This window comes from Pedobacter antarcticus (assembly GCF_900103515.1).
In the GTDB taxonomy this organism is placed as follows: Bacteria; Bacteroidota; Bacteroidia; order Sphingobacteriales; family Sphingobacteriaceae; genus Pedobacter; species Pedobacter antarcticus.
Genome location: NZ_FNGZ01000001.1, coordinates 527,651 through 553,336 on the forward strand (window position 1 = coordinate 527,651; position 25,686 = coordinate 553,336).

Consider the following 25,686-nt stretch of genomic DNA (forward strand, 5'->3'; position numbering starts at 1 on the left):
GGTCTGCGGGTTTTTGTTTACAACAATATTTTTTGTAAAATGAGCGCCAAAATATAGATTGATATGAAGAGATTTACATTTATCTGTCTGGTCTGTCTGATCAGTTATAGCCTATCTGCCCAACCGGGATTACCTATCTCACCTGAACTGCAAAATGCCTATAAAAAAGGCACCAGGGCAATTAATGGGAAACCTGGACTTGCTTACTGGCAGAATACTGCAGATTATCAGCTGGACATTCATTTCAATCCACAGACAGGATTGTTGGAAGGTACTGTAGACATTGATTACAGCAACCATAGCCCAGATACATTGAAACAAATCTGGTTTAAATTATACCCTAATCTTTATCAGAAAGGCGTCAAAAGAGACTCTAAAATTTCAGAGAAAGATTTAGGGGAAGGTGTTAAACTGGCCTCCGTAATTATAGGGAATAAAAAATACCAGGATACAGCGCTACATGTTGAGGGCACGAATATGTATACTGCAGTTTCACCAGTTGCGCCCGGTCAACACGTTAGAGTGAAGATAAAATACAGTTATCTGGTGAATAAAGGTTCTCATGTCAGAACCGGGAGAGTGGATGACGGGGCATGGTTTATCGCTTATTTCTTTCCCAGGATCGCAGTATACGATGATATAGATGGATGGAACAAATACCCTTATACTGGTGATGCAGAGTTTTATAATGATTTTTGCACTTTCAATGCGAAAATAACGCTACCCGGTAACTTCAGTGTTTGGGCAACTGGAGATCTCAAGAATACCGCTGAATTATTTCAACCAGAAATCGCAGAAAGGATAGCTCTGGCAGAAAAATCTGATCAGACGATAGATGTGATTACAGAAGCAGATGTAAAATCTGGAAAGATCGCTTCCGGCCGGGAAAGCCAAACCTGGAATTTTAAAGCGTCTCATGTTCCGGATTTTGCGTTTGCAGTAAGTGACCATTATTTATGGAAGTCGACCAGTCTGGTTGTAGATTCAATCAGTGGACGCAGGACGCGAGTTGATGCAGTGTTTAACGCTACTCATCAGGACTACTATGAAGTAATTGATTTTGCCAGAAAAACAGTCGACGCGATGAGCTTTAAATTTCCAAGATGGCCATTCCCTTACAGTCATATCACCATTTTTGATGGGTTAGACCAGATGGAATATCCGATGATGGTTAATGACAACCCTGTAGATAGAAGGGAAGATGCGATCACATTGACTGTCCATGAGATATTCCACAGCTTGTTTCCATTTTATATGGGAACTAATGAGACGAAACATGCTTGGATGGATGAAGGTTGGGCCACAATAGGAGAATGGCTGATTGCGCCTATGATTGAACCTGCAATGATCGATGACTATGGGATTAAACCGACTGGAACAACATCAGGAACTAAAAATGACACGCCCATCATGACTTTGACTCCTGAATTGAAGGGGAGTGGCTCGTTTACGAATTCGTATCCGAAGCCAGCACTGGGTTATCTGTATGTTAAAGATTATCTGGGTAATGAATTATTCCTGAAAGCACTGCATCACTACATGGAGCAGTGGCATGGTAAACACCCGGTTCCTGCAGACTTCTTTAACTCAATGAATGCAGGATCTGGCAAAAACATGGACTGGTTCTGGAAGCGTTGGTTCTATGGTAAAGGTGAACTGGATTTAGGTATTTCGTCTGCAACAAAAACTAAAGATGGTTATACCTTTATAGTTAATAATCAAAGTAATAAGCCATTACCAATTTACCTGGAACTGGAGTTTGCAGACGGGTCTAAGGTCAAGATCCACCAGACAATAGGTATATGGGAACATGCAGATAAGCAGGTTAGAATACCTTATCAAACCAACAAGAAAATAAGAAAAGTGAAATTGGGCGATACCTATGTCCCGGACAAGAATCATTCAAATAACACACTTACTCTGAAGTAGGGGTTTCGTTAACCGGGTTTTGTTTAATGAAATCCAGATTACGGACCAGGCCTTTGAACTTAGTCCGTTTTACCGCAGAATTTTTGAATAATTTGCTAAATACGTCTTCTGTAATATCCAGCCAGTCATCTCTTTTCATCTCCAGGAGATTGGGGGCCGGCTGGAATTCAGGTTCCTGATTAGGCACTGCAAAGCGGTTCCAGGGACAAACATCCTGGCAGATATCACAACCGAACATCCAGTTGCCCATCTGTTGATTGAACTGCGCCGGAATTTCGTCCCGCAATTCTATAGTTAGATACGAGATACACTTGTTTGCGTCGATAATCGCGGGCGACAGTATAGCGTCTGTCGGGCAGGCATCAATACATTTGGTGCAGCTTCCGCAGTGATCTGTAGTAAAAGGCTGATCGGGTACTAAATCCAGGTCGATAATCAGCTCCGCCAGAAAGAAAAATGAACCGGTTTTCTTACTGATAATATTACTGTTTTTACCTACCCAGCCAATTCCGGCACGTTTTGCCCAGGCCCGGTCAAGCACCGGGGCAGAATCTACAAACGCCCTTCCACTTACTTCTCCAATTTGCTCCTGAATAAAACCAAGGAGTTGAAATAGTTTGTCCTTGATTACCAGGTGATAATCTTTTCCATAAGCATATTTGCTAATTCTGGGGGCATCGGGATCGATTTGCTGTTGTTCCGGGAAATAATTAAGTGTTAAAGAAATTACAGATTTAGCATCATCCACCAATATTCTAGGATCCAGCCGTTTATCGAAATGATTCTCCATATAGCTCATAGATCCGTGATGTTGGTTTTTAAGCCATTTCTCTAACCTAGGCGCTTCTTCTTCCAGGAAATCGGCCTTTGCAATTCCGCACTGCTGAAAGCCCAGTCTCAGGGCTTCATCTTTAATCAGCTGGGTATAATTTACAGAATTTGGATGCATAAGAGTACAAAGGTAAATATTAAGGCGCAAACCTTTTCAGTACTCTCGTGTTATTTGCTTTGAAAACCAAACCTTATTAACATGGAAAATTTGAATGATAATAATCGAAAAAATGAGGAATTACCGGGACAGGAACCTGATTTAAGTCAAAATGTTGAATCTGAACAGGAATCAGCGTATGTAGAAAGCACAACCAATGTCATTCATGAGGAAGCACCAGGTCGACAACCTGTGCCAGTTGAAGACAATTATTCTCAACATGAACATAACCCGGGTCCATCTCCGGAGGCTGTAAATGAAGATAACGACAAAGGAGCGGGGCCGGTAATGAAATGGCTTATCCCGATCATTGTCGTTATCCTTTTAATTTATTGGTTTCTAATCAGAAAATAATTATTTTAATAACCTCACTTCGTAAAGATCTTTTCTGCGATCCTGTAGAATCTTTACCGTGCCGAAATGATGCACTTCATCTAATAAATGAAGGTCTACATCTACAACAAGCATCATTTCGGTATTCGGAGTGGTTTCGGCCTTCACCGCATTGGTGGGAAAAGCAAAATCAGACGGTGTGAATACCGCAGACTGTGCAAACTGAATATCCATATTATTTACTTTTGGCAGATTACCTACACAACCGGCAATAGCCACATAACATTCATTTTCAATAGCTCTGGCCTGTGCACATCTCCTTACACGCGTATAACCATTCTGTGTATCGGTAAGAAATGGTACAAATAATATCTGCATACCCTGGTCAGCATAAATACGGCTAAGCTCGGGGAATTCTACGTCATAACAGATCAGGATACCAACTTTACCACAGTCGGTATCAAATACCTGAATTTTGTCTCCGCCAACCATTCCATAATATTTCAACTCATTCGGTGTGATATGGATTTTGCGGTATTCATCAGTTTTTCCGCTACGGTGGCATAGGTAAGTTGCGTTGTACAGCTTATTATCCTCAATAATTGGCATACTGCCAGAGATAATGTTAACGTTATACGACACAGCATAACTTTGGATTCTTTCTACAATTTCTGCCGTAAGTTCTGCTAGTTTACGCATCGCTTCCATTTCCGGCAAATGATTATAGGGATGTAGGAGAGGTGTATTGAAAAATTCCGGGAAAAGAAGAAAATCGGACTTATAACCACTAACAGAATCTACAAAAAATTCCACCTGTTCATAAAAAGCCTCCATATCCGGGAATAAGCGCATTTGCCATTGTACCAATCCCAGACGTATAGTTTTCGCTGAGCGTGCGGAAGCATCAATTCCCTGATAGTAGATATTATTCCATTCTATCAGTGTGGCGAACTCCTTCGATTCATGATCGCCCGGCAAATAATTCTTTAATACTTTCCGTACGTGAAAATCATTTGAAAGCTGGAAAGTAAGGGTAGGGTCATACAGTTCCTTTGCTTTTACCTTATCTATATATTGTCTTGGAGTTAATTCATCAGCATGTGAGTGGTAACCTGGTATACGCCCGCCGGCGATAATACTTTTGAGGTTAAGGCTTTCACAAAGCTCTTTTCTAGCTTCGTACAGACGTCTGCCCAAACGCAGACCACGGAACTCAGGGGAGACGAAGATTTCTATACCATACAACGTGTCTCCATTGGGATCATGCGTAGAAAAAGTATAAGCCCCGGTTATTAATTGATAAGTATGTTTGTCACCGTATTCATCGTAATCCACGATAATAGATAGTGAACAGGCAACGACCTTATCATCAACGGCAATACAAAGCTGCCCTTCTGGAAACAATTTTAAAAGTCTTGCGATTGTATGCTTACTCCAGATCTGGCCGCCTAAAGTATCGTAAGCCTGTTCCATAGATTCTTTCAGATCGTCATAATCTTCAAGTGTAAGTTTTCTTGTTTCGATGTTCATATATGTATAGTATTTTAGCAAAAAACGCAAATATATCCAGAATTATACTGAAATAGGTACGTTTTTTATGAGCTGATTAATTAATACAGAACATGCACAAATGATGCCTGAACAGGCCGGAGATCAGAATAATCTACCGGACTGTGCCTGATAGGAACGGCCAAGATGTTTATAAGCCGCTTCGGTGACTTCACGACCACGGGAAGTACGCATCATATAACCTTCCTGAATCAGGAATGGTTCGTAAACTTCTTCTATTGTGCCCTCGTCTTCACCAACTGCGGTAGCTATTGTTTTTAGTCCAACCGGGCCTCCTTTGAATTTATCAATAATAGTCAGCAGGATCTTGTTATCCATTTCGTCCAGACCATGCTCGTCCACATTAAGTGCAGTCAACGCATATTTTGCAATCTTGGTGTCGATCGTTCCGTTACCTTTGATCTGGGCGAAATCCCTGGTTCTGCGTAACAATGCATTTGCAATACGCGGTGTCCCGCGGCTTCTTCTTGCAATTTCATAAGCTCCTTCCTCGGTAATTGGTGTTTTAAGAATTTGTGAGGAGCGAAGCACAATCGTTGTTAATAGTTTGGCATCATAATAAGCGAGCCTTGAATTAATGCCGAAACGCGCCCGTAAAGGCGCAGTCAGCAAACCTGAACGTGTTGTCGCACCAACTAATGTAAACGGATTCAGGCTAATCTGCACTGAGCGTGCATTTGGACCACTTTCCAGCATAATATCAATCTTAAAGTCTTCCATGGCAGAATACAGGTATTCTTCTACCACCGGGCTCAGTCTGTGTATCTCATCAATAAACAAAATATCGCCGGTTTCCAGATTAGTCAGTAAGCCCGCAAGGTCACCTGGCTTATCTAGCACTGGGCCTGAGGTGACTTTAATTCCCACGCTCATTTCATTAGCAATAATATAAGAAAGCGTGGTCTTACCTAAACCAGGAGGGCCATGCAATAGTACATGATCCAGCGGTTCACCACGTAACTTAGCTGCCTTAACAAAAATCTTTAGATTCTCCATGATCTTTTCCTGACCAGTAAAATCTTCGAATGCCTGCGGCCTTAAAACTTTTTCTATATCTCGTTCAACCGGGGATAGATTCTCTGCTGAAGCATCGAGGTTTTCATTCATGTTTATTGATTTAAAAATTTGGAAGCAACATTGGCTTCCTTTATACCCTGACTGTAATCGTAAAAACCCTCACCAGATTTTACGCCCGTCTTGCCTGCCATAACCATATTTATGAGTAATGGGCAGGGTGCATACTTAGCCTGTCCGAAGCCTTGTTGCAGTACCTGTAATATTGCCAGGCAGACATCCAGCCCAATAAAATCGGCTAGTTGGAGTGGGCCCATAGGATGAGCCATTCCCAGTTTCATTACCGTGTCAATCTCCTTTACGCCTGCAACACCTTCAAATAAGGTGGTGATTGCTTCGTTAATCATTGGCATCAGAATCCTGTTCGCGACAAATCCAGGGTAGTCATTTACTTCTACGGGAACTTTATCCAGTTTGGCTGAAACCGCCATAATCTGATTGGTTGTTTCGTCGGAGGTCGCGTAGCCGCGAATCACCTCGACCAACTTCATTACAGGCACTGGATTCATGAAATGCATTCCGATTACCTGGGTACCGCGGCCTGTGACAGCCGCTATCTGCGTAATTGATATCGAGGAAGTATTACTTGCCAGAATAGCTTCGGGCTTGGCATATACGTCCAGTTCGCGGAAAATATTCAGTTTTAATTCTATATTTTCGGTTGCAGCTTCTACAACCAGATCTGCCTGTGAAACGCCGGCTTTAAGATCTGCTGTTGTATGAATTCTGGAGAGAGTTGCTTCTTTATCTGCGATGGTTATACTACCTTTCGTCACCTGCCTGTCCAGATTCTTACCAATAGTTTTAACAGCATGGTGGAGTGCCTCTTCATTTATATCTATCAGATTTACCTGGTAGCCAAATTGTGCGAAGGTATGTGCAATACCATTTCCCATAGTTCCTGAACCAACAATAGCTATTTGTTTCATATGAATCTTTTATATTAGGTTAGATTAGGGAGCGAGTCTAGAAATCACCCATACTCCATTGTCAAAGGTATAATTTATCCTGTCATGTAATCTGCTCGGACGGCCCTGCCAGAACTCCATTGCCTGCGGTTCCAGAATATATCCGCCCCAATGCTCAGGACGCGGGATCTCAACCCCCTGAAACTCGTTTTTCAAAACGGATACTTTTTCCTGAAGGTATTCACGGTTCGGAATAATCTGACTTTGTGGCGACGCCAGAGCTCCGATCTGACTACCCGCAGGGCGGGAATGAAAATAACTATCAGAAGCTTCGGCACTAACACGGCTGACTATTCCGTCAATTCTGACTTGACGTTCCAGTTCCGGCCAGAAAAAAAGCAGGGATGCCTGTGGATTTTCGGCCAGTTGTTTTCCCTTTTTACTCTTATAATTCGTATAGAAAACAAAACCAGTATTATCGAATTCTTTCAACAGGACAATTCTCGCTGAGGGTTTACCCATGGCATCGGCGGTTGCCAGTGTCATCACATTAGGCTCAAAAAGCTGTGCGCCGAGAACATCCTTAAACCAGTTGGCAAATTGATCTGTAGGGTTAGCAGCAACATCGCTTTCTTGAAGCTCTGCTGCCTTATATTCCTGTCTCAGATTCTGAAGATTTTCTTTAGTCAGTTCCATTTCACAAAAATGGTTATAGTTTTTTTAAAATTATCAGTAAATTTCCTAAATGATCAATCATTCAGAGCCGGAAGCAGGTAAATTGCTTATTTCAGAACCTTTCCTTAACGATCCGCATTTTACACGCTCGGTTATTTTGCTGGTCGATACTACACCCGAAGGAACATTAGGTATGATTATTAATCAGCCTACGGCTTTACTGGTTAGTGATCTGTTACACGACCTGGTGGGTGCAGACTTTCCTGTTTATAGCGGAGGACCAGTAAATACAGAATTGATCCATTTTATTCATCGCTGTCCAGAAAAAATAAGCGAGGGACAGGAGCTGGCAAAAGGAATTTTCTGGGGAGGAAATTACGAAGACTTTAAAAGATGTATGCTTGAGCACACATTGTCGAGAGATGAAATCCGTGTGTTTATCGGTTATGCAGGATGGGATCCCGGTCAGCTGCAGAAAGAACTCTCAGCCAATACCTGGATCGTATCGGATCAATACGATGCAGATATGGTTTTTAATGTAGATGAAGCACAACTCTGGCGGGATGTGGTGGTTAATATGGGCCCGAGATATGCCCATATCAGCCAGTTTCCGAAAAACCCGAATCTGAATTAATTATTCAGATTCAAGTTCAGCAGCAGTTTCTTCTACTTTTTTACGCAGTTCATCTTTGTAGCCCTGCATTTTTACCGCAAGACTTTCATCTGCCGTAGAGAGGATTTGAACCGCAAGTAGTCCTGCATTTTTCGCTGCATTTAAGGCCACCGTAGCGACAGGAATCCCGTTAGGCATTTGTAAAATAGAAAGAATGGAATCCCATCCATCAATAGAGTTCGATGATTTTACGGGTACGCCAATAACGGGCAGTACAGTAATTGAAGCAACCATACCTGGCAGGTGAGCGGCTCCGCCAGCGCCTGCAATAATCACTTTTAATCCTCTTGAAGCAGCGTCCTGGGCATATTTAAACATCCGCTCAGGTGTACGGTGGGCCGAAACCACGGTCATTTCAAATTCGACTCCAAATAACTTGAAAACTTCAGCAGCATCGTTCATGACCGGGAGGTCAGACTTGCTACCCATAATAATGCCTACTTTAATACTCATTAAGATATAACTTTTAGTGTGTTTCTGATGAAATTTGCTTTTTCAATAGCGGCTTCCCGATTTTGGTCGATAATTGTGACATGCCCCATTTTCCGGAAAGGTTTAGTATATTTTTTACCATAGAGATGGACATATACACCGTCAATAGCGAGGATTTTTTCTAACCCCTGGTAGCGGGCCACACCATCATGCCCCTTTTCTCCGAGCAGATTGATCATTACTGCATTGGTTACCGTGCGTGTATCACCCAGCGGAAGATTGAATATAGAACGGAGGTGTTGTTCAAACTGAGATACATAATTGCCCTCTATAGTATGATGGCCACTGTTATGCGGTCTTGGAGCAAGTTCGTTAACCAGAATACGACCATCTTTTGTAATGAACATTTCTACAGCCAGTAAACCAGTTATATTTAAAGCTTCGGCAATCTGTACTGCAATAGCTTCTGCACGCGCCTGTATCGGTTCAGGGTAAGTTGAAGGAGAGATTAGAAATTCTACCAGATTTGCTTCGGCATTAAATTCCATCTCCACCAGAGGGAACGTTTTAACATCGCCGTTTGCATTTCTTGCGACAATTACAGCAATCTCTTTTTCAAAATCCACGAGTTCCTCCATCAGGCAGGGGCTGGTAAATGCATGATCAAGATCTGCCACAGAATTAATACGCATTACACCCTTCCCATCATAACCATCTTTACGCTGCTTAAGCATATATGGGTATGGGAAATTAGAGGTGATCATTTCCTCCCTGGAGTTTGCCAGTTGGAATGGAGCGGTAGGAATATCATTTTCTTTAAAAAATTGTTTCTGAACCCCTTTATCCTGAATTAACCTGATTACCCTTGATTGCGGATAAACCTGTTTTCCTTCTTTTTCCAGTTGTTCCAGAGCCTCAATATTTACCTTTTCTATTTCTATAGTGATGACATCTACCTTTTTGCCGAATTTATAAACGGTATCAAAATCAGTAATAGAACCGCATTCGAAAGTATTTGCCAGATGTTTACAGGGAGCGTCATGATCAGGATCCAGAACCAGAGTAGTAAGGTTGTAATTGATAGCCTCCTGAATTAACATTCTGCCTAATTGACCTCCACCTAAAATACCTAATTTTAAATCACTTATTTGTTTTGCCATATCGATATGAAAAAGTTATGCTTATTTTGCACCAAAAATAAACAATATAAACGGATTTGATGGAGGCAGACGCTATAATTATTGGTGCAGGAGCATGCGGTCTGATGTGTGCAGTACAGGCAGGATACCTGGGAAAAAAGGTTATTTTATTGGAAAAAGGAGCACAACCAGGCGCGAAGATTTTGATTTCGGGAGGAGCGAGATGTAATTATACAAATTTGTCAGTTCAGCCGGCGCAGTTTATAACAGCCAACCCACATTTCCTGAAATCTGCTTTCAGCCAGTGGACGGTAGAAGATACAATCAGTTTCTTTGAAACTTATGATATCCAGGGAGAGGAAAAAACATTAGGCCAACTGTTTCCTGTAGAAAAGAATGCTAAAGATATTGTGAAATTGTTTAAAACACTTTGTAATGACTTTGGACAGGAGATTCACTGTAATGCAGAAGTAGGGGAAATCCATCATACAGGAGATCGGTACCAGGTTCATTACCTGCAGAATGGACAGAAAAAAGTATTGGAGGCCCCTAAATTAGTTATCGCAACAGGAGGCCTGCCAATTCCGAAAATGGGTGCGACAGACTTTGCATTGCGTTACGCCAGAAAGCTGGGTTTGCAGGTCGAGCAAACTGCACCCGCACTCGTCCCTTTAACAATTACAGGTAAAGATGAAGAATGGTTCGCGAGTCTTTCGGGAAATGCAGTATTTGCAGAAGTCAGTAATGACAAAGCTAGTTTTGAAGAAAATATATTATTTACACACTGGGGCCTGAGCGGACCAGCAATCCTACAGATTTCATCTTACTGGAAGGCCGGGGAAACAATCAAAATAAATTTACTTCCACAACAGAATATCAGCAGCCTGATCGATGCAGAAAGAAAGCAACAAGGTAAAACACTACTGTCTACTTTAATGCACCGGTATTTTACGCGCAAGTTCACAGATGCGATGGGTAAATATCTACCTCTGCATCAAACCGTTGCTGCTTTAACTAAAGCAGAAATGGAAGAAATTCATCAACGTATCCATGAATTCTGTGTTAAACCCGCGGGAGACAAAGGTTATGATAAAGCAGAGGTTATGCGCGGTGGAATTTCCACAGGAGAGCTTTCTTCGAAAACCCTGGAATCTAAAGCACAACCAGGACTGTACTTTGGGGGGGAATGTCTTGATATTACAGGGTGGCTCGGCGGTTATAATTTCCAGTGGGCTTGGGCAAGTGGCTTTGTAATTGCGCAACAGCTTTAAAAGATCCGGTATTTATATGTCAGAAACAGCAATTCTAAAACAATATTGGGGGCATAGTACTTTCAGGCCGTTACAACTCGAAATCATACAAGCAGTATTGCAGGGCAAAGACTGCCTTGCACTTTTGCCTACGGGGGGAGGTAAATCTATTTGCTTTCAGGTACCAGCGATGGCTATGGAAGGTATTTGCATTGTCATATCACCGCTGATTGCACTGATGAAAGATCAGGTTGAAAACTTAAATGCGCGTGGTATCAAAGCTGTAGCTATCTATGCAGGAATGGGCAAGAGGGAAATTGATATTCTGCTTGATAACTGTATTTACGGGCCCGTTAAATTTTTATACCTGTCACCAGAGAGATTGCTGTCAGACCTGGTCAGGACACGCATCTCCTATATGAAAGTTAATCTGATTGCTGTAGACGAAGCACACTGTATCTCTCAATGGGGTTATGATTTCAGACCTCCTTATCAACAAATTGCAGCAATCCGTGAAATCCATCCGGAAGTACCCATAATCGCACTTACAGCTACGGCTACAAAATTCGTCCGGGAGGATATTGTCGAGAAACTTTTAATGACAGACCCGCAGATATTCGTGCAAAGCTTTGCTAGAAAAAACCTGAGCTATGTTGTTTATGATCTGGAGGATAAGTATAAAAAATTACTAAATATTATCAACCAGGTGAAGGGGAGCGGCCTGGTATACGTGCGTAACCGAAGAGAGACCACAGAGGTAGCCCTGTTTTTACAAAGAAATCAGATTTCAGCAGACTTTTATCATGCCGGCGTAGAGAAGACAGAGCGAAGTACAAAGCAAGATCTTTGGAAAAAAAATAAAACCAGGGTTATAGTGGCTACCAATGCTTTTGGGATGGGAATAGATAAACCTGACGTTCGTTTTGTTATCCATTTGGATCTCCCGGAAAGTCTGGAAGCTTATTATCAGGAAGCTGGTCGTGCCGGCCGGGACGGAAGGAGGGCTTATGCGGTTTTGCTTGCCAATGAATCTGACCGGGAGACACTGCAGATCAGGTATGCAGAGAGTTTTCCAGAGGTTTCTGAGATCAGGAAAATCTATCATCATCTGGGGTCTTATTTTCAGCTTGCTTACGGAGCCGGAGAAGGCATCTTTTTCAGTTTCGACCTTGCGGACTTTTGCAAAAGATATCAGCTCGGTGTAATCAGAACCATGGCGGCGATGAAATTCCTGGAACATGACGGATATCTAACCTTGTCAGAGAATATATTTTTACCATCCAGAGTACTTTTTCTTTCCGGGAACGAAGATGTATACCGCTTTCAGATTGAAAACCCGGGATATGATCCGCTGATTAAGACAATGCTCAGGTCTTATGGCGGTATGTTCGATCATTATGCGCAGATACAGGAAAGCGAACTTGCGAAGCGGTTGCGAATTTCCTGGAACGATGTAGTCAGACAACTGAATAATCTGCAGGATCAGGGTTTAATTTCCTATCTGAAGCAGAGCGATCAGCCTCAGCTTCAGTTTACCAGGCCCAGGGTAGATCAACTGCATCTGGATACAGATGCGCGTTATATAAACTTCCGTAAAAAGATACAGCAGGAACAAATTACTGCTGTATTAGCCTATAGTCAGACCTGGACATGCCGCACCGCACAGCTGCTGCATTATTTCGATGAACCTGGAGCAGAGCATTGCGGGATGTGTGATGTATGTCTGACTGAAAAAAGAAATCAGGATACAGAAGAGCTACACGACAAGATACAATTTGACATAATAACTCTACTACAGAATAGATTATGTAGTTTAGATGAACTGATACTAGAATTGAAAACCGGTACAGATCAAGATAAATTGCAACAATTACGCACATTACTGGACACCGGTAAAATCAAAACCGACGGCAAAAACTATTATATTTGATAAATACTAAAGATAGTCCGCTTAAAGAAAAATAAACCTTATGAAAAAAAGATTCCTTTACCTGCTTATTTTACCATTAATTTTTTCAGCCTGCCAGTCTGAATGTCCTCAGGCCTCAGGAACTATTTCGCACAGGGGAGTTCAGCTCAAGCCCTTCGATCAGATTAGTTTGGAAGGACCTTTAAAACTAGTTTTAAATCAAGATAGCACCTTTATGGTTCACACACAGGCAGACAGTAATGCAGTAGACCTTGTTAAAATTAAAGTGAATGGAGAGAAGCTGGTTGTCAGCCTGAAAGCCGACGCTTACTGTGGTACCGACACTATTGTTGTTGTCGCTGGCATAGGGGATTTAAAAAAACTGGAAATAGGCAAGGCGGGCAGAGTAGAGACTGCTTCCAGAATCGTTGTAAATAATCTGGAGCTTAAAACAACAGATGCAAACAGTGTAGACCTTGAGTTGAATGCAGGAAAATTGGTTACCACTATAGATGGTTCTGCAGATATCCGTTTAAGCGGTCAGGCAGGTACACATCAGCTAAAAAGTAAAGGTAGCTTGAATCTGGAAGCATTTAATTTTATAACTGGTATTTATGACTTAAATATCGACGGAATGGGTAAGCTGAAAATAAATGTTCTGAACGAACTGAAAGTGAAAACTTCGGGCGCATCTGAAATTTATTACAAAGGGAATCCAGCAAAGGTAGAAGAGAAAAAATCGGGAACTTCCAGATTGGAAAAAGTAAACTAACAGATCGGTAGCGCCTCTTTAATGACACAGATAAACGATCGTAAAACTATCAGGTCCTGGGCATTTTTTGACTGGGCAAACTCAGCATATAACCTGGTTATCACTTCTACTATTTTTCCTGCCTATTACACAATAATTACTTCATCTAATAAACCCAATACAATTGACTACGTTCAGTTTATGGGCTTCAAATTTGTAAATACTGCCCTGTACAATTATGCATTAGCATTTGCTTTTCTAATTATTGCAATACTTAGTCCGGTTCTCTCAGGGATTGCAGACAGCCGCGGAAATAAGAAGTTCTTCATGAAAATATTTACATGGATAGGTGCATTATCTTGCTGTGGACTTTATTTTTTTGAAGCAGAAACCCTGCAGCTTGGAATTGTTTTATTCATCTTGGCAGCTATAGGATTTTGGGGCAGTTTGGTGTTTTATAACGCATATCTACCCGAAATAGCAACGCCAGATATGCAGGATAACGTGAGTGCGAAGGGATATGCTTACGGTTATGTAGGCAGTATTCTCCTGCAGCTGGTTTGCTTCGTATTTGTTTTCTTTCCGGATACATTTGGACTTTCCGGTGCAGGGCAGGCATCCAGAGTGTCATTTCTATTAGTTGGCATTTGGTGGATAGCATTCGCGCAGATTCCATTTCGAAACCTGCCGGACACGCCTAAACAACGTGTCGTTCCTACTGGAAACATCCTGACAAGCGGATTTAAAGAACTAAGTAAAGTTTGGGTCCAGCTTAAGCACATGCCTTATCTGAAGCGGTTTTTAACTGCGTTTTTTTTCTATTCGATGGGAGTTCAGACTGTTATGCTTGTCGCAACAGTTTTTGGTGAAAAACAGCTTCAGCTTCCGACCGCCAAGCTCATTGGAACAATCATGCTTCTGCAGGTCGTTGCGATCCCTGGTGCGATGCTCATGTCGTGGCTGTCGAAAAATCACCTGGGTAATATCCGTGTCCTTATCGGCGTCGTAATAATTTGGATTGGCGTGTGCATTGCGGCCTATTTCGTGCAAACAGAACTGCAGTTTTACTTCCTCGCAGCTGCAGTGGGTTTAATTATGGGTGGAATACAGTCTCTTTCCCGTTCTACCTACTCTAAATACCTTCCGCAGGATAGTAAAGACCATACCTCATTTTTCAGTTTTTTTGATGTTATTGAAAAAATTGCTTTAGTTATTGGTATGTTTAGCTTTGGCTATATAGAAGAATTAACCGGCAGCATGCGAAACTCGTTGATAGCGTTAGCCTTATTTTTTGTGGCAGGACTCGCGTTTTTGTGGTTATTGAGAAACTCAGAACCAAGGAAAATCCAGCCTGTATCCTGATTATTATTAGAATTTGAATTCAAATGAAAGTAGAACTATTTATACCTTGTTTCGTTGACCAGCTTTATCCACAGACTGCTTTTAATACTATACAGTTATTGGAGAAGTCAGGATGTGAGGTTATTTATAACCCTGCTCAGACCTGCTGTGGTCAGCCTGCCTATAATGCAGGTTATTGGGAAGAAGCAAAAGCAACCGGAACGAAATTTCTGAACGATTTTTCTGACGCGAATTATATTGTAGCACCTTCTGCATCATGCGTAGGTATGGTAAGAAATGGTTACAATGATCTTTTTACCAATACTATTGTACACAACAAATGCAGAACTATTCAAGGGAATATATTTGAACTGTCAGATTTTCTGATCAACATACTTCATAAAGATTATTTCGGCGCGGAACTAGAGGGTAAAGCCGTTTATCATGACTCCTGCAGTGGTTTAAGGGAATGTAAAATCAAAGACGAACCACGCAAACTACTTTCGAAGGTTCACGGACTGGAGATGATGGAAATGAAAGACACAGACGTTTGTTGTGGTTTTGGAGGAACATTTGCTGTTAAATTTGACGCGATTTCTTCGGCGATGGCAGAACAAAAGGTTAATCATGCGCTGGAGCAGGACGCAGATTATATTATCTCTACAGACTTATCCTGCCTGATGCATTTGCAGGGTTATATCGACCAAAATAAATTAGCCATTAAAACCATGCATCTCGCAGATGTACTGGCAAACGGATGGCTGGAAAGTACAGAATATTAATTTGAGTTATTAAGGTAACACATTTCATTTTTGTCCACAACGTTAAAAGTCAAGGCCGAATTTTTCACACTTTAAATGAATTTTTCAGCCTTGACTTTTTTTCTTCAAAGCGCTTCAAGAGAGCAAATTGCAAATCAAGTATCTAAATGCTACTAATTATAATCGGTTTCCCGGTTAAAAATTAGTCATAAATCCATGGCTCTTTTCCACCTGTGTGGATAACAATTTCGAATCATTCTTAATAGAATTTGCATTTTTGAATTCCTTCACAACCGGGTTAACCCCGGTTGTATTAACCCATTTAATCTTCAAAAATGAGCAACAAAAGAATTATCAAATTTGAAAAAGAAGATTGCAGCCCTTGCAATATGGTTTCCGCTTACCTGGACGGAAAAGGTATCAGCTACGAAACGATAAATCCATTCAACGACCCTGAAATGGCTATGAGATTTCGGGTAAGATCTGTACCAACTGTAATCCTGCTTGATCAGGAAGAAGAATTGTCAAGAGTTATCGGATTTAAACCAGAAGAGTTGTCGGCATTGGCCGCTGTATGATTTAAACTGGAAAACAGAGCGCCTGTGAACTGGATTTATTACGATAGTAAGACCGGTAACGTCGAACGTTTTGTAAACCGGCTTAAAAATGAACGCGATTGGATTATACAAAAGATTGGTAGCGGCTATGAGCCTAGCCAACCAGGGCATCTAATCACATATACAACAGGCTTTGGTGAAGTTCCGCTGAGTACCATGCATTTTTTGCAGCAATACAGCCATCTGATCAGGACAGTTTCCTGTAGCGGCAACAAAAATTGGGGGCCTAATTTTGCGCTGGCTGCATCTAAAATTGCCGCCGAATTTAATTTACCGGTCATCTTGCAGTTTGAGCTTTCCGGTACCAGAAATGATATTGAACGATTTATAGAAAAGATAGAGGGCTAAGGCTATGGTGACTAAAAAATGGATCTTGTTGAACAACGAGATCATGATTAAAAATGATGATGAATTCAGCCTGCACAAAGATAAAGAAGCTGTAAGGTCCTATTTTCTGGATTATGTAAATAAAAACACGGTGTTTTTTTACACACTGAAGGAAAAGATTGACTATCTGATTGAAGGAGACTATTATGTCGACTTTTATCAGTGGTATACTTTTGAGCAGATGGAAGAAGTTTATGATTTGGTTTATGCCAAAAAATTCCGTTTTCAATCATTTATGAGTGCTTTTAAGTTCTTTCAGAGTTACGCTTTGAGGGATGACAGCGGGGAGAAATTCCTGGAGCGCTACGAAGATCGTGTTGTGGCGGTTTCTTTATTCCTAGCACGTGGAGATGTAGCCCAGGCTAAAGGATATGCGGAGATGCTGATTAATCAGGAATATCAGCCGGCAACTCCGACCTTCCTGAACTCAGGAAAAAAACGTTCTGGTGAACTGGTATCTTGTTTTCTTGATGAAATCGGAGATAATTTAAATGGAATCGGTTATGCGATTGATTCTGCAATGAAGCTTTCTTCAATAGGCGGTGGGGTTTCCTTTAATATTTCTAAGATCCGTGCGAGAGGTGAGTCCATCAAGGATGTAGAAGGCCGCGCAGGTGGGGTGTTACCCATTATGAAAATTCTGGAAGATACTTTCTCCTATGCGAATCAACTCGGACAGCGTCCAGGCGCAGGTGCGGTGTATCTGAATATATTTCATACAGATATTGAAGAGTTTCTGGACTGCAAAAAGATCAATGTAGATGAAAAGGTAAGGATTAAATCTTTGTCTATTGGTGTTATTGTACCGGATAAATTTATGGAGCTGGCCGAAAAAGACGAAGCTTGCTATCTGTTTTATCCACACACAGTCTATAAAGAGTACGGCAAATATCTTGACGAATTAGATATGGACCAGATGTACGAAGAGTTAGTTACCAATCCTAAAGTCAGAAAGAAAAAGATCAATGCCCGGCATTTGATGGTGAAAGTGGCCCAGACGCAGAAAGAAAGCGGCTATCCATATTTATTTTTTAAGGGAAATGCAAACCGCGGTCATGCCTTAAACGGAATCGGCCAGGTTAAGTTTTCTAATCTTTGTACAGAGATTATGCAGATATCAGAAGTTTCTGATATAGAGATCTACGGAAAGGAAGACCAGATCCGGTATGGAATATCCTGTAATCTGGGTTCGCTGAATATAGCGACTGTAATGGAGAACAAAAGGATTAAAGAAGTAGTTAAATCTGCTATGTTATCCTTAACTGTTGTGTCCGACATGACCAATATTGCTATGGTACCATCGGTACAGAAAGCAAACAAAGAACTGCATAGTGTTGGATTAGGTGCGATGAATCTACATGGGTTTTTAACTCGGAACTTCATCATGTACGAAAGTAAAGAAGCACTGGACTTTAGCAATGTTTTCTTTATGATGGTCAATTTCTACTCAATCCAGGCATCCATGGAGATCGCTAAAAACAGAGGTATAACATTTGTCGGTTTTGAGAAAACAAGTTATGCTGATGGTAGCTATTTTGACAGTTATACGCAGCAGGATATCGTACCGCAGCATGCTAAGGTGAATAAGTTGTTTGAAGGAATGGAAATACCTTCTGCAGAAGATTGGAAAGTATTAAAGGAGCAGGTTGCCGAGTTTGGATTGTATCACGCTTATAGGATGGCGATTGCCCCAAATCAAAGCACTTCCTATATTATGAATGCCACAGCATCTGTAATGCCGGTTGTAGATGTGATAGAGGTACGTGAATACGGGGACAGTACTACCTATTACCCTATGCCGTATTTGGACAACGACAATTATTTCTTCTATAAATCTGCTTATGATATGGATCAGAAGAATGTATTGAGGCTGATCTCCGTAATTCAGCGCCACGTCGATCAGGGAATTTCCACGATTCTGCATACCAACACGAAGGATACAACCAGGGATATAGCCAGATATTACATTTACGCGCACAAGATGGGCTTAAAATCCCTTTATTACACCAGGACAAGAAAAGCTTCCATTGATGAATGCGTGTCCTGCTCAGTTTAATGATTTTAAAGTATTGAAATAATTTTATATGCACAACTCTTATAAAGCAGTCAACTGGAACACCCCGGAGAACGACTATGCAGGCCTTTTCTGGGAGCAGAATCTGAGGCAATTCTGGATAGATACCGAATATATACCGTCTAAAGATATCGATAGCTGGAAATCACTTAGTCCGGAAATACAGCAGACTTACAAAAGAGCTTTAGGCGGCCTTACATTGCTTGATACATTGCAAAGTCATACCGGTATGCCAAAATTACTGGATCATATTGACGGATTGCAGAACAAAGCAGTTCTTTCATTTATGTGTATGATGGAAGCCATTCACGCCAAGTCATACTCTACAATATTCACTACCGTTAACAGCACGGCAGAGATTAATGAGTTATTTGACTGGGTGGAGTCTAATAAATTACTGCAATTCAAAGCGGCAACAATCGATAAGTATTATAGAAAGCTGGATGCTGATAAGGTGAATGATGAGACGTTATTTATGGCTTTGGCCGCATCAGTATTCTTAGAGTCTTTTCTCTTCTACAGCGGCTTCTTTATGCCGCTATGGCTTGCGGGACAAGGGCAGATGGTAGCTAGCGCAGATATTATTAAGAAAATCGTTGCAGATGAGTCCATCCATGGAGTTTTTGTAGGGTTGCTTGCACAGGATTTGTATAAGAAACTACCAAATCCTGAAAAGACGAAACAAGAAATGGTAAATCTATTGATGGAACTTTATGAGAATGAGTTAAAATATACGGATGAATTATACACAGAAGCGGGATTGACTGCCGATGTAAAGGAATACGTTCGTTATAATGCCAATAAGGCTATGATGAATCTTGGATTTGAAGAGCTATTTGAGGTTAAATCGGTTAACTCAATAGTTTTAAATGGATTAAACGGAGAAACTACGCAGCACGATTTCTTCTCAAAAAAATCTACCAATTACGAGAAAAGTATGGAAGTTGTCTATTTAAATGATGACGACTTTCTGATGGATACTGATCCTGCAATCTGAATTACTGGTCAGATGTAATAATTACCCGTTAAACTGGTTCACCAGTTTAACGGTTTTTTTTTATTTCTTATTGAACAGGCGGCTTAAGTTAGGTTTAATACCTATAGTCAAAGGAACCGTATTAAACGCCTGATTGCCGAGTTTACTGAACCCGTGCATAAAACTACTTTCGAAAAACATATTCGCACCTCCAAGGTTGTATTCGACACCTATTCCCGGCTCAATTATTCCTGTATAGTTAGTTTTATTGTTCAATGTGGCGATATTTGTCTCCTGGTCCACCATGACTCTCGGCGTGAGTATAAACCCACCGCCACCGCCTACGAATCCGTAGAAGGCAAACTTATTGATTATCTTACGGTACCCTAAAGCGACATTCAACAGATAGGTAGTTGCCCTTCCTTTTTCAAGGTAGTAAGAATTTTCCATCTCTCTTATCGGATTATCAAAGCCAAAAACATGAAGGCTTATTTTAGGGTAGAGGAATAGACCACCATCTCCCAAACCAAAATTTACCCCTACAGAAGTGGAGAATTTTGGTCTTGCATTTGCACTAATTTCACCTACAGGCACGGAGAAGCCAAAACCGCTCATCGTATAAAATTTATCTTGCCGGGGAGAAGTTTGCTGGGCTTTACTGATAACAGGATGGATACATATTACCAATAGAAGGGCCAGGGAGCGGGTTATATTTTTCATTTTAGATTTTTGTTTATTTACAACAGCAGCTAGCCACTTATGTTTATCCTATTGCAAATTTTGTTAATTTAGTGGTGTACTTTACACGAAATCAGAATTCCTGTTTTTTTATGATTTACCCCAATTCAAAACAATATTCTGATTTTTTATACACAAAATATAATTCGTTCATCTATCATAACTATATGATATTCAACATACTTATTCTAGTGTATATAAACTGATTGTTATTATGGTAATACAATGAGACTATGAAAAACAGTATATATGCAGAATAAAGTTCTGTTTATGATGTTATAATCTTATTTTACAGCTTTTTATGAACTCCATGTAAACTAATACTGCTGCCTGTTGTAGGCCGCGGAGAAATCCCCTCTCATGAGTTTAAACCGGTCAGTTACTGTCTTGATAAATTCTTCATCGAGAATTTGAAAAACCTCATTTACACCGCCACCTGTCAGGTCGAGCTCGGCCAATTTATAGCTTTGCTCCAGATTGCCCTGTTCAAACTTTATGATATATTTTTGATTCATTTGAAATAAGGTGATCTTACAATCCGGGTGCGGAAGCTCTGCTATAACTCTCATGGTTTTGTCTTATCTTGATTTGTAAAAAGTCCAAAGCTAAGTAATTTCAAATGCATTGAAACGTTCTGTTTTCATTTACTTAAATTTGCTGTCAATACTAAAAAATTAAATTATGGCAGAAGATCTGGTCATCCTGAAAACTACAAATAAAGAAGAACAATACTTATCTCTTGTCCCGCAGATCCATGCGTTGGTAGAGGGAGAGGAGAACCTGATTGCTAATCTAGCAAACGTTGCTGCCGCGCTGAAAGAACAGTTCGGGTGGTTGTGGATTGGTTTTTACCTGGAGTCAGAAGGGGAATTGGTTCTGGGGCCGTTTCAGGGACCAGTTGCCTGTACGCGTATTAAATCTGGAAAAGGGGTATGTGGACAATCCTGGGCAGACAATAAAGTGCTTATTGTGCCGGACGTGGATGCATTCCCAGGACATATTGCCTGCAGTTCTGCGTCCAGGTCAGAAATAGTTATTCCTGTGAGTGCCGCTGGAAAGCTTATCGGTGTACTTGATGCAGATAGCGATGAACTAAATCACTTCGACGAGGTTGATGCTAAATATCTGAAAGAAATCATGTCATTTCTTTAACTTTAAAATATAGAGGCTTTCCGATTGACAGTATTAAACTGTATTGGAAAGCCTCTGCTTCATTAAAACATTATTTGTTGTATTCTTTATCTAAAAAGAGATACCGTCCTGTGTGCCTATCCTGAACAGCCTTTGTTTGTACGCCAATTTCAAGGTACTGTGCATTACGATTATCTTTTATGACAGGCCACTGCGGTAAGCTACCAGTATTCGGATTACCTGTTTTTATGAATGAAGCGAAATAACGCAGCATGTCATGTGAGATTCTGTAATCTTCCTTTCTCCATTCGTAGACCGGGTTAAGTGCCAGATTGCCCAAAGCATACTCAATTTCGAAAGCATGTGGGGCGCCTAACTGTTCTTCCTCGGTTTGTTTCTCTTTAGAAGCAGGCTGCATTCCGCCTGCAAGCCCAGGTTGCTGAGACCTGTATGCGCGACTTAATGGTGGTTTAGTTGGCGTAAATATGTAGCGGTATACATTTCTCTTGCCGGTTTTACTGTGTAAATCTGCCCATTTCCAGGTACTGTAAACGATGAACCTGTCACTTGCCAGATCTGTAGCTGCGCGTTTAACCTGATCTGTAGTTAGCCCTTGGTAAAGACGGAGTGCTTCTTTTGCTTTTGCCCCGTATAATGAATTGATAACTTCAGTATATTCATCAGGCCCTGGTTTTTTACCACCCATTATAGATTGATAAGGTATCTCTGCAGAATTCCAGCCCAGTAACAATGGCACCCGGGCTTGCTTGCCTTTTTCGAATACCTTTGCCGGCGCTTCTTTCAGGAAATAACCGTCGATAGTAGGCGGAAAAGACAGCATCTTCAGGTTTGCAGCTTTGTCCAGTAATTCAGTTTCGGTAAGATCCCTCAATTCAGCCAGATCATCAGTTTGTGCTTTTCTTGCAAATTCCAGACCTGCCTGTTCTGCATCAGAAAGACTAACCGGGGGGATTGTAGGGTTAAACATACCGCCGCTTTCTCCTATTGCACCAGCAATTAATCCGGAAGATAATGGAGATGCCATTAGCGCAGAAACGGCGATAGAACCTGCAGATTCACCAGCAATTGTAATCTTGTTGGGGTCACCACCAAATGCAGCTATGTTTTTTTTAACCCAAACAAGTGCGGCGTGCTGGTCAAGCAGACCGTAATTTCCCGAACCGTGATAGGTAGACTCTTTACTAAGTTCAGGGTGTGCGAAAAACCCAAAAATGCCGAGTCTGTAATTTACAGTTAGCACTACAATTCCTTGTTTGGCCATTTGCTCTCCGTCGTATCGGGCTTCTGAGCCATCTCCCGCTATAAAACCGCCGCCATAGAAATAAACGAGCACCGGGAGTTTTTCAGTTTTTCTTCTGGCCGGTGTCCACACATTCAGATAAAGACAGTCTTCCTGCATTCCTGATGAACGAAAACGCATATCTCCGAATACAGCCTTTTGCATTGGGCTCGGTCCGAAAGCATTTGCTTTTTTAACACCTTCCCAGTGATCTGCCGGCTGAGGTGGTGCCCACCGGAGTTGTCCGACTGGTGGTTTTGCAAATGGTACACCCTTGAAGCTCCATATGCCCGAGTTTTCTTTTGCCCCGGCAAGTTCACCCGCCTCAATTGTGACTTGTCCGTCCATTGTCGTTCCGCCGGATTGGGTATAACCGACATTGTGTAAGCCTGTCAGACAGACTAATAAAAGTAGTAGTTTACGCATAGTGAGTGTGATTCCTTTGAATCTCAATAAGGGAGTTAATAGTATTTGGTATTTAAAGCCTAAATTACATATTATTTTCTTTCCAGCAGAAACCTCCATGCTAATGCACTAAGAATACTTCCTATAACAGGAGCTAAGATAAACAACCACACCTGGCTGAGCGCCTGACCACCTACAAGAAGTGCAGGGCCAATGCTTCTGGCTGGATTTACAGATACGCCAGTCACCTTAATACCTACGATATGAATTAATACCAGACTCAGGCCAATAGATAAGCCGGCAAATCCGCCGTTTATATTTTTGGTAGACGTGGAGCCGAAAATAACAAAGAGAAAAATAAATGTAAATACTGCTTCTGCAATGAAGCCGGAAAGTAGATTATAATGGCCAGGAGAACCAGAATCGTATCCATTTTGCCCCAGGCCCCCGGTTTCAAGGCTGTAGTCAGCTTTGCCACTCGCGATCAGGTAAAGGATTGCTGCTCCTGCAATGGCACCCAGAACCTGGGCGATCACATAAATTACAGCCTCGCTAGCTTTCATTCTTCCGGCAATGACCATTCCAATAGAAATTGCAGGGTTAATATGACAACCGGAAATATGACCGATAGCGTAGGCCATTGCGACAACAGATAAGCCAAACGCAAAAGAGATGCCTAGCAGGCCAACACCTGTTGTTCCATCGGCGCCAGCAATGACAGCGCTTCCGCAACCCATCAGGACTAGTACCAGCGTGCCGAAAAATTCGGCAGAGAATTTAGAAAAGGTATTTGTTTCCATTTGAATATGAATTAGTTATATATTTTAAATATAACTCAAAATACCATCTCTTTAACAAATTATCTTTTCGTCTTATTTTTGTTTAACATTATTAGCTTTCACTGTGCTAAGGCAGCTTTTTGACCATTTCGATATGCGGAATATTATCTTCCAGATATGGCTCTCCAGTCTGGATGAATCCAAAAGATTCATAAAAAGGCTGTAAGTAACTTTGAGCACCGATACGGATATCCCTTAAACCGTGCAGCCTTTCACAATTTGATATTGCCAGACGCATAAGGATTTTCCCGAAATTTTTACCTCTTACAATCGGACTCGTAACAACACGCCCTATTGAGGCTTCCGGAAAGGACACGCCGGGGGGCACAATCCTTGCGTAAGCAACCAATTTGTGCTCTGAAAAAAGCATCAAGTGCTGGCATTTGAAATCTTTTTCATCAGCATCTAAAAATACACATTCCTGCTCCAGCACAAAAACCTCGCTTCTGAGGCGTAAGATTGCATATAGTTCTTTTAAGGTTAAGGAGTCGAAAGGTTTGCAAAGCTCGGTAAAAGTCATATTCTTCATCTATTAAAAAGCCAAATGTATCTATTTTAATAAAAAATCTTAATATTTAGTTTAAGATGTAAATAATTTTCATTCTCGGAATCAGCTTGAAAAAAGCTGTATTGCTAACAGACGTATATTACATTTCAATCGTTTTATTTGATTTGCAAAAAAAATCAAATGGCAGACGGATTGATTCCGAACTGTTGCTTAAAAGCATAGGAGAAGTGCGACAACGTTTCAAAACCAACATTACTAAACACTTCTATTGGTTTCATCTTTTTCTCGGAGAGGAGGAAATGAGCTTCATGCAGCCTCTTGTTTTGCATCCAGCGGTTAGGTGACATATGGTATGTTTTTTCAAAATCACGTTTAAACGACGCGAGGCTCCTTCCTGTGAGGTAAGCTAGTCGGGGTAAGGGGACATTGAATTTGTAATTCTGATTCATGAAGGCTTCCAGATCTATTTTGCCAGGCATGCTAAAATCAAATAGCACGTCTTTTAGTGCAGGGTTACTTCTTAGTAACAAGATAACAGCTTCCTGCTTTTTAAGTGTAATCAGTTCGTCCGGGATTTTTTCTTCAAAAAGAGCATGAAGCGATTTGAAATAGTTTACACTTAGCTTGTCGGGCCGGATTGTATAAAATGGAGATAATTCCTTACTAGGATTCGCTTTATAACTTCCTCTGGCCTCATTATAGGCCCAGAGTATATCCTTGTCAAGAAGAAGAGAAACAGATTCAAACGGTTTATTTTCAGCGGGCTGTTTAACAAATTTTGCCAGTGTATTCTTTTTATAAAGAATGATCTCTCCAGTGTTAAATCGATGTGTTTTTTCACCGTCAAAGGCTTCCAGATTTCCGGAAACAATGTATGACAACCCATGTTCTTCGATAAACTGTTCTCCAGCTCTGCTAACTTCTGTATAACAGGAATATACAATGCCTGATAAATCTTGTACTGTGCTCATACTTCAAA

The 25,686-nt window shown here is 41.2% G+C and carries 26 protein-coding genes; 13 read left to right on the plus strand and 13 right to left on the minus strand.

Annotated features, from left to right (window positions below; all coding sequences use genetic code 11):
- Positions 1-63: 63 nt before the first annotated feature.
- On the plus strand, positions 64-1,929 hold the full coding sequence (locus BLR53_RS02160) for a M1 family metallopeptidase (protein WP_074586730.1): 1,866 nt from the start codon (positions 64-66) through the stop codon (positions 1,927-1,929).
- Here the strand turns inward: BLR53_RS02160 and queG are convergent.
- On the minus strand, positions 1,916-2,878 hold the full coding sequence (gene queG, locus BLR53_RS02165) for a tRNA epoxyqueuosine(34) reductase QueG (protein WP_074586733.1): 963 nt from the start codon (positions 2,876-2,878) through the stop codon (positions 1,916-1,918). The genes BLR53_RS02160 and queG overlap by 14 nt on opposite strands.
- Positions 2,879-2,959: 81 nt before the next feature.
- Here queG and BLR53_RS20135 point away from each other — a divergent pair, with 81 nt between their 5' ends.
- Entirely contained in the window at positions 2,960-3,271 is a 312-nt protein-coding gene (locus BLR53_RS20135) for a hypothetical protein (RefSeq protein ID WP_234797480.1), read from the plus strand.
- Here the strand turns inward: BLR53_RS20135 and BLR53_RS02175 are convergent, their stop codons facing one another.
- From BLR53_RS02175 to pdxH, 4 genes are all read right to left on the minus strand, one after another.
- Positions 3,272-4,780, minus strand: a complete 1,509-nt coding sequence (locus BLR53_RS02175) for a bifunctional GNAT family N-acetyltransferase/carbon-nitrogen hydrolase family protein (protein WP_037443923.1) — start codon at positions 4,778-4,780, stop codon at positions 3,272-3,274.
- 123 nt (positions 4,781-4,903) lie between these two features.
- The gene (gene ruvB / locus BLR53_RS02180; protein ID WP_037443921.1) at positions 4,904-5,926 is read right to left on the minus strand and encodes a Holliday junction branch migration DNA helicase RuvB; all 1,023 of its coding nucleotides are present in this window, start codon (positions 5,924-5,926) and stop codon (positions 4,904-4,906) included.
- A gap of 2 nt (positions 5,927-5,928) precedes the next feature.
- On the minus strand, positions 5,929-6,822 hold the full coding sequence (locus BLR53_RS02185) for a 3-hydroxyacyl-CoA dehydrogenase family protein (RefSeq protein WP_037443919.1): 894 nt from the start codon (positions 6,820-6,822) through the stop codon (positions 5,929-5,931).
- A 24-nt stretch (positions 6,823-6,846) separates the two neighbouring features.
- A complete protein-coding gene (gene pdxH, locus BLR53_RS02190) occupies positions 6,847-7,497 on the minus strand; it encodes a pyridoxamine 5'-phosphate oxidase (RefSeq protein ID WP_074586735.1) in 651 nt (216 codons plus the stop codon).
- Positions 7,498-7,546: 49 nt separating this feature from the next.
- Between pdxH and BLR53_RS02195 the strand changes: the two genes are divergently transcribed.
- Positions 7,547-8,110, plus strand: a complete 564-nt coding sequence (locus BLR53_RS02195; RefSeq protein ID WP_074586737.1) for a YqgE/AlgH family protein — start codon at positions 7,547-7,549, stop codon at positions 8,108-8,110.
- Here the strand turns inward: BLR53_RS02195 and purE are convergent, their stop codons facing one another.
- Positions 8,111-8,602 (minus strand): 5-(carboxyamino)imidazole ribonucleotide mutase, encoded by a 492-nt coding sequence (purE, locus tag BLR53_RS02200; RefSeq protein WP_074586739.1) that lies wholly within the window; start codon positions 8,600-8,602, stop codon positions 8,111-8,113. It lies immediately after the preceding gene.
- On the minus strand, positions 8,602-9,741 hold the full coding sequence (locus BLR53_RS02205; RefSeq protein ID WP_037443911.1) for a 5-(carboxyamino)imidazole ribonucleotide synthase: 1,140 nt from the start codon (positions 9,739-9,741) through the stop codon (positions 8,602-8,604). The genes purE and BLR53_RS02205 overlap by 1 nt, the downstream gene beginning before the upstream one ends.
- A gap of 59 nt (positions 9,742-9,800) precedes the next feature.
- Between BLR53_RS02205 and BLR53_RS02210 the strand changes: the two genes are divergently transcribed.
- From BLR53_RS02210 to nrdF, 9 genes are all read left to right on the plus strand, one after another.
- Complete coding sequence (locus BLR53_RS02210) at positions 9,801-10,991, plus strand: BaiN/RdsA family NAD(P)/FAD-dependent oxidoreductase (protein WP_074586742.1); 1,191 nt, start codon at positions 9,801-9,803, stop codon at positions 10,989-10,991.
- Positions 10,992-11,007: 16 nt separating this feature from the next.
- The gene (locus BLR53_RS02215; protein WP_074586744.1) at positions 11,008-12,900 is read left to right on the plus strand and encodes a RecQ family ATP-dependent DNA helicase; all 1,893 of its coding nucleotides are present in this window, start codon (positions 11,008-11,010) and stop codon (positions 12,898-12,900) included.
- A 40-nt stretch (positions 12,901-12,940) separates the two neighbouring features.
- Positions 12,941-13,651, plus strand: a complete 711-nt coding sequence (locus BLR53_RS02220) for a head GIN domain-containing protein (protein WP_074586746.1) — start codon at positions 12,941-12,943, stop codon at positions 13,649-13,651.
- A 21-nt stretch (positions 13,652-13,672) separates the two neighbouring features.
- The gene (locus BLR53_RS02225; protein ID WP_074586749.1) at positions 13,673-14,992 is read left to right on the plus strand and encodes an MFS transporter; all 1,320 of its coding nucleotides are present in this window, start codon (positions 13,673-13,675) and stop codon (positions 14,990-14,992) included.
- 23 nt (positions 14,993-15,015) lie between these two features.
- A complete protein-coding gene (locus tag BLR53_RS02230; RefSeq protein ID WP_074586752.1) occupies positions 15,016-15,753 on the plus strand; it encodes a (Fe-S)-binding protein in 738 nt (245 codons plus the stop codon).
- A 314-nt stretch (positions 15,754-16,067) separates the two neighbouring features.
- Positions 16,068-16,310: a glutaredoxin family protein gene (locus BLR53_RS02235; RefSeq protein WP_037443901.1), complete on the plus strand. Its 243-nt coding sequence runs from the start codon at positions 16,068-16,070 to the stop codon at positions 16,308-16,310.
- Between the two features lie 24 nt (positions 16,311-16,334).
- Positions 16,335-16,697: a class Ib ribonucleoside-diphosphate reductase assembly flavoprotein NrdI gene (nrdI, locus tag BLR53_RS02240; RefSeq protein ID WP_037443899.1), complete on the plus strand. Its 363-nt coding sequence runs from the start codon at positions 16,335-16,337 to the stop codon at positions 16,695-16,697.
- A 4-nt stretch (positions 16,698-16,701) separates the two neighbouring features.
- Entirely contained in the window at positions 16,702-18,792 is a 2,091-nt protein-coding gene (gene nrdE, locus BLR53_RS02245) for a class 1b ribonucleoside-diphosphate reductase subunit alpha (protein ID WP_074586754.1), read from the plus strand.
- A gap of 28 nt (positions 18,793-18,820) precedes the next feature.
- Positions 18,821-19,807, plus strand: a complete 987-nt coding sequence (gene nrdF / locus BLR53_RS02250) for a class 1b ribonucleoside-diphosphate reductase subunit beta (RefSeq protein ID WP_074586757.1) — start codon at positions 18,821-18,823, stop codon at positions 19,805-19,807.
- Between the two features lie 60 nt (positions 19,808-19,867).
- Here the strand turns inward: nrdF and BLR53_RS02255 are convergent, their stop codons facing one another.
- Both BLR53_RS02255 and BLR53_RS02260 read right to left on the minus strand, forming a co-directional pair.
- Entirely contained in the window at positions 19,868-20,506 is a 639-nt protein-coding gene (locus BLR53_RS02255) for a hypothetical protein (protein WP_074586760.1), read from the minus strand.
- Positions 20,507-20,841: 335 nt separating this feature from the next.
- Positions 20,842-21,093, minus strand: a complete 252-nt coding sequence (locus BLR53_RS02260) for a hypothetical protein (RefSeq protein WP_037443892.1) — start codon at positions 21,091-21,093, stop codon at positions 20,842-20,844.
- 112 nt (positions 21,094-21,205) lie between these two features.
- On the opposite strand from BLR53_RS02260, the gene BLR53_RS02265 reads away from it, so the two are divergent.
- Positions 21,206-21,676: a GAF domain-containing protein gene (locus tag BLR53_RS02265; protein ID WP_074586763.1), complete on the plus strand. Its 471-nt coding sequence runs from the start codon at positions 21,206-21,208 to the stop codon at positions 21,674-21,676.
- 70 nt (positions 21,677-21,746) lie between these two features.
- Here the strand turns inward: BLR53_RS02265 and BLR53_RS02270 are convergent, their stop codons facing one another.
- The 4 genes from BLR53_RS02270 to BLR53_RS02285 all read right to left on the minus strand — a co-directional run bounded on the left by BLR53_RS02270 (position 21,747) and on the right by BLR53_RS02285 (position 25,678).
- Positions 21,747-23,381 (minus strand): carboxylesterase/lipase family protein, encoded by a 1,635-nt coding sequence (locus BLR53_RS02270; protein ID WP_074586765.1) that lies wholly within the window; start codon positions 23,379-23,381, stop codon positions 21,747-21,749.
- 71 nt (positions 23,382-23,452) lie between these two features.
- Complete coding sequence (gene aqpZ / locus BLR53_RS02275) at positions 23,453-24,160, minus strand: aquaporin Z (protein WP_037443888.1); 708 nt, start codon at positions 24,158-24,160, stop codon at positions 23,453-23,455.
- A 106-nt stretch (positions 24,161-24,266) separates the two neighbouring features.
- The gene (locus tag BLR53_RS02280) at positions 24,267-24,728 is read right to left on the minus strand and encodes a GNAT family N-acetyltransferase (protein WP_143007803.1); all 462 of its coding nucleotides are present in this window, start codon (positions 24,726-24,728) and stop codon (positions 24,267-24,269) included.
- Positions 24,729-24,883: 155 nt separating this feature from the next.
- Positions 24,884-25,678, minus strand: a complete 795-nt coding sequence (locus tag BLR53_RS02285) for a helix-turn-helix domain-containing protein (RefSeq protein ID WP_037443886.1) — start codon at positions 25,676-25,678, stop codon at positions 24,884-24,886.
- Positions 25,679-25,686: the final 8 nt, after the last annotated feature.

What these genes read in the sequence shown, in the direction of transcription:
- aqpZ (WP_037443888.1), bottom strand. Translation starts at nt 24,160, where the DNA reads ATGGAAACAAATACCTTTTCTAAATTCTCTGCCGAATTTTTCGGCACG.
- BLR53_RS02215 (WP_074586744.1), top strand. Translation starts at nt 11,008, where the DNA reads ATGTCAGAAACAGCAATTCTAAAACAATATTGGGGGCATAGTACTTTC.
- BLR53_RS02205 (WP_037443911.1), bottom strand. Translation starts at nt 9,741, where the DNA reads ATGGCAAAACAAATAAGTGATTTAAAATTAGGTATTTTAGGTGGAGGT.
- BLR53_RS02185 (WP_037443919.1), bottom strand. Translation starts at nt 6,822, where the DNA reads ATGAAACAAATAGCTATTGTTGGTTCAGGAACTATGGGAAATGGTATT.
- BLR53_RS02225 (WP_074586749.1), top strand. Translation starts at nt 13,673, where the DNA reads ATGACACAGATAAACGATCGTAAAACTATCAGGTCCTGGGCATTTTTT.
- BLR53_RS02220 (WP_074586746.1), top strand. Translation starts at nt 12,941, where the DNA reads ATGAAAAAAAGATTCCTTTACCTGCTTATTTTACCATTAATTTTTTCA.
- BLR53_RS02285 (WP_037443886.1), bottom strand. Translation starts at nt 25,678, where the DNA reads ATGAGCACAGTACAAGATTTATCAGGCATTGTATATTCCTGTTATACA.
- BLR53_RS02160 (WP_074586730.1), top strand. Translation starts at nt 64, where the DNA reads ATGAAGAGATTTACATTTATCTGTCTGGTCTGTCTGATCAGTTATAGC.
- BLR53_RS02260 (WP_037443892.1), bottom strand. Translation starts at nt 21,093, where the DNA reads ATGAGAGTTATAGCAGAGCTTCCGCACCCGGATTGTAAGATCACCTTA.
- BLR53_RS02255 (WP_074586760.1), bottom strand. Translation starts at nt 20,506, where the DNA reads ATGAAAAATATAACCCGCTCCCTGGCCCTTCTATTGGTAATATGTATC.
- queG (WP_074586733.1), bottom strand. Translation starts at nt 2,878, where the DNA reads ATGCATCCAAATTCTGTAAATTATACCCAGCTGATTAAAGATGAAGCC.
- BLR53_RS02195 (WP_074586737.1), top strand. Translation starts at nt 7,547, where the DNA reads ATGATCAATCATTCAGAGCCGGAAGCAGGTAAATTGCTTATTTCAGAA.
- BLR53_RS02270 (WP_074586765.1), bottom strand. Translation starts at nt 23,381, where the DNA reads ATGCGTAAACTACTACTTTTATTAGTCTGTCTGACAGGCTTACACAAT.
- BLR53_RS20135 (WP_234797480.1), top strand. Translation starts at nt 2,960, where the DNA reads ATGGAAAATTTGAATGATAATAATCGAAAAAATGAGGAATTACCGGGA.
- nrdF (WP_074586757.1), top strand. Translation starts at nt 18,821, where the DNA reads ATGCACAACTCTTATAAAGCAGTCAACTGGAACACCCCGGAGAACGAC.
- ruvB (WP_037443921.1), bottom strand. Translation starts at nt 5,926, where the DNA reads ATGAATGAAAACCTCGATGCTTCAGCAGAGAATCTATCCCCGGTTGAA.
- nrdE (WP_074586754.1), top strand. Translation starts at nt 16,702, where the DNA reads ATGGTGACTAAAAAATGGATCTTGTTGAACAACGAGATCATGATTAAA.
- BLR53_RS02210 (WP_074586742.1), top strand. Translation starts at nt 9,801, where the DNA reads ATGGAGGCAGACGCTATAATTATTGGTGCAGGAGCATGCGGTCTGATG.
- BLR53_RS02235 (WP_037443901.1), top strand. Translation starts at nt 16,068, where the DNA reads ATGAGCAACAAAAGAATTATCAAATTTGAAAAAGAAGATTGCAGCCCT.
- BLR53_RS02280 (WP_143007803.1), bottom strand. Translation starts at nt 24,728, where the DNA reads ATGAAGAATATGACTTTTACCGAGCTTTGCAAACCTTTCGACTCCTTA.
- pdxH (WP_074586735.1), bottom strand. Translation starts at nt 7,497, where the DNA reads ATGGAACTGACTAAAGAAAATCTTCAGAATCTGAGACAGGAATATAAG.
- purE (WP_074586739.1), bottom strand. Translation starts at nt 8,602, where the DNA reads ATGAGTATTAAAGTAGGCATTATTATGGGTAGCAAGTCTGACCTCCCG.
- BLR53_RS02230 (WP_074586752.1), top strand. Translation starts at nt 15,016, where the DNA reads ATGAAAGTAGAACTATTTATACCTTGTTTCGTTGACCAGCTTTATCCA.
- BLR53_RS02175 (WP_037443923.1), bottom strand. Translation starts at nt 4,780, where the DNA reads ATGAACATCGAAACAAGAAAACTTACACTTGAAGATTATGACGATCTG.
- BLR53_RS02265 (WP_074586763.1), top strand. Translation starts at nt 21,206, where the DNA reads ATGGCAGAAGATCTGGTCATCCTGAAAACTACAAATAAAGAAGAACAA.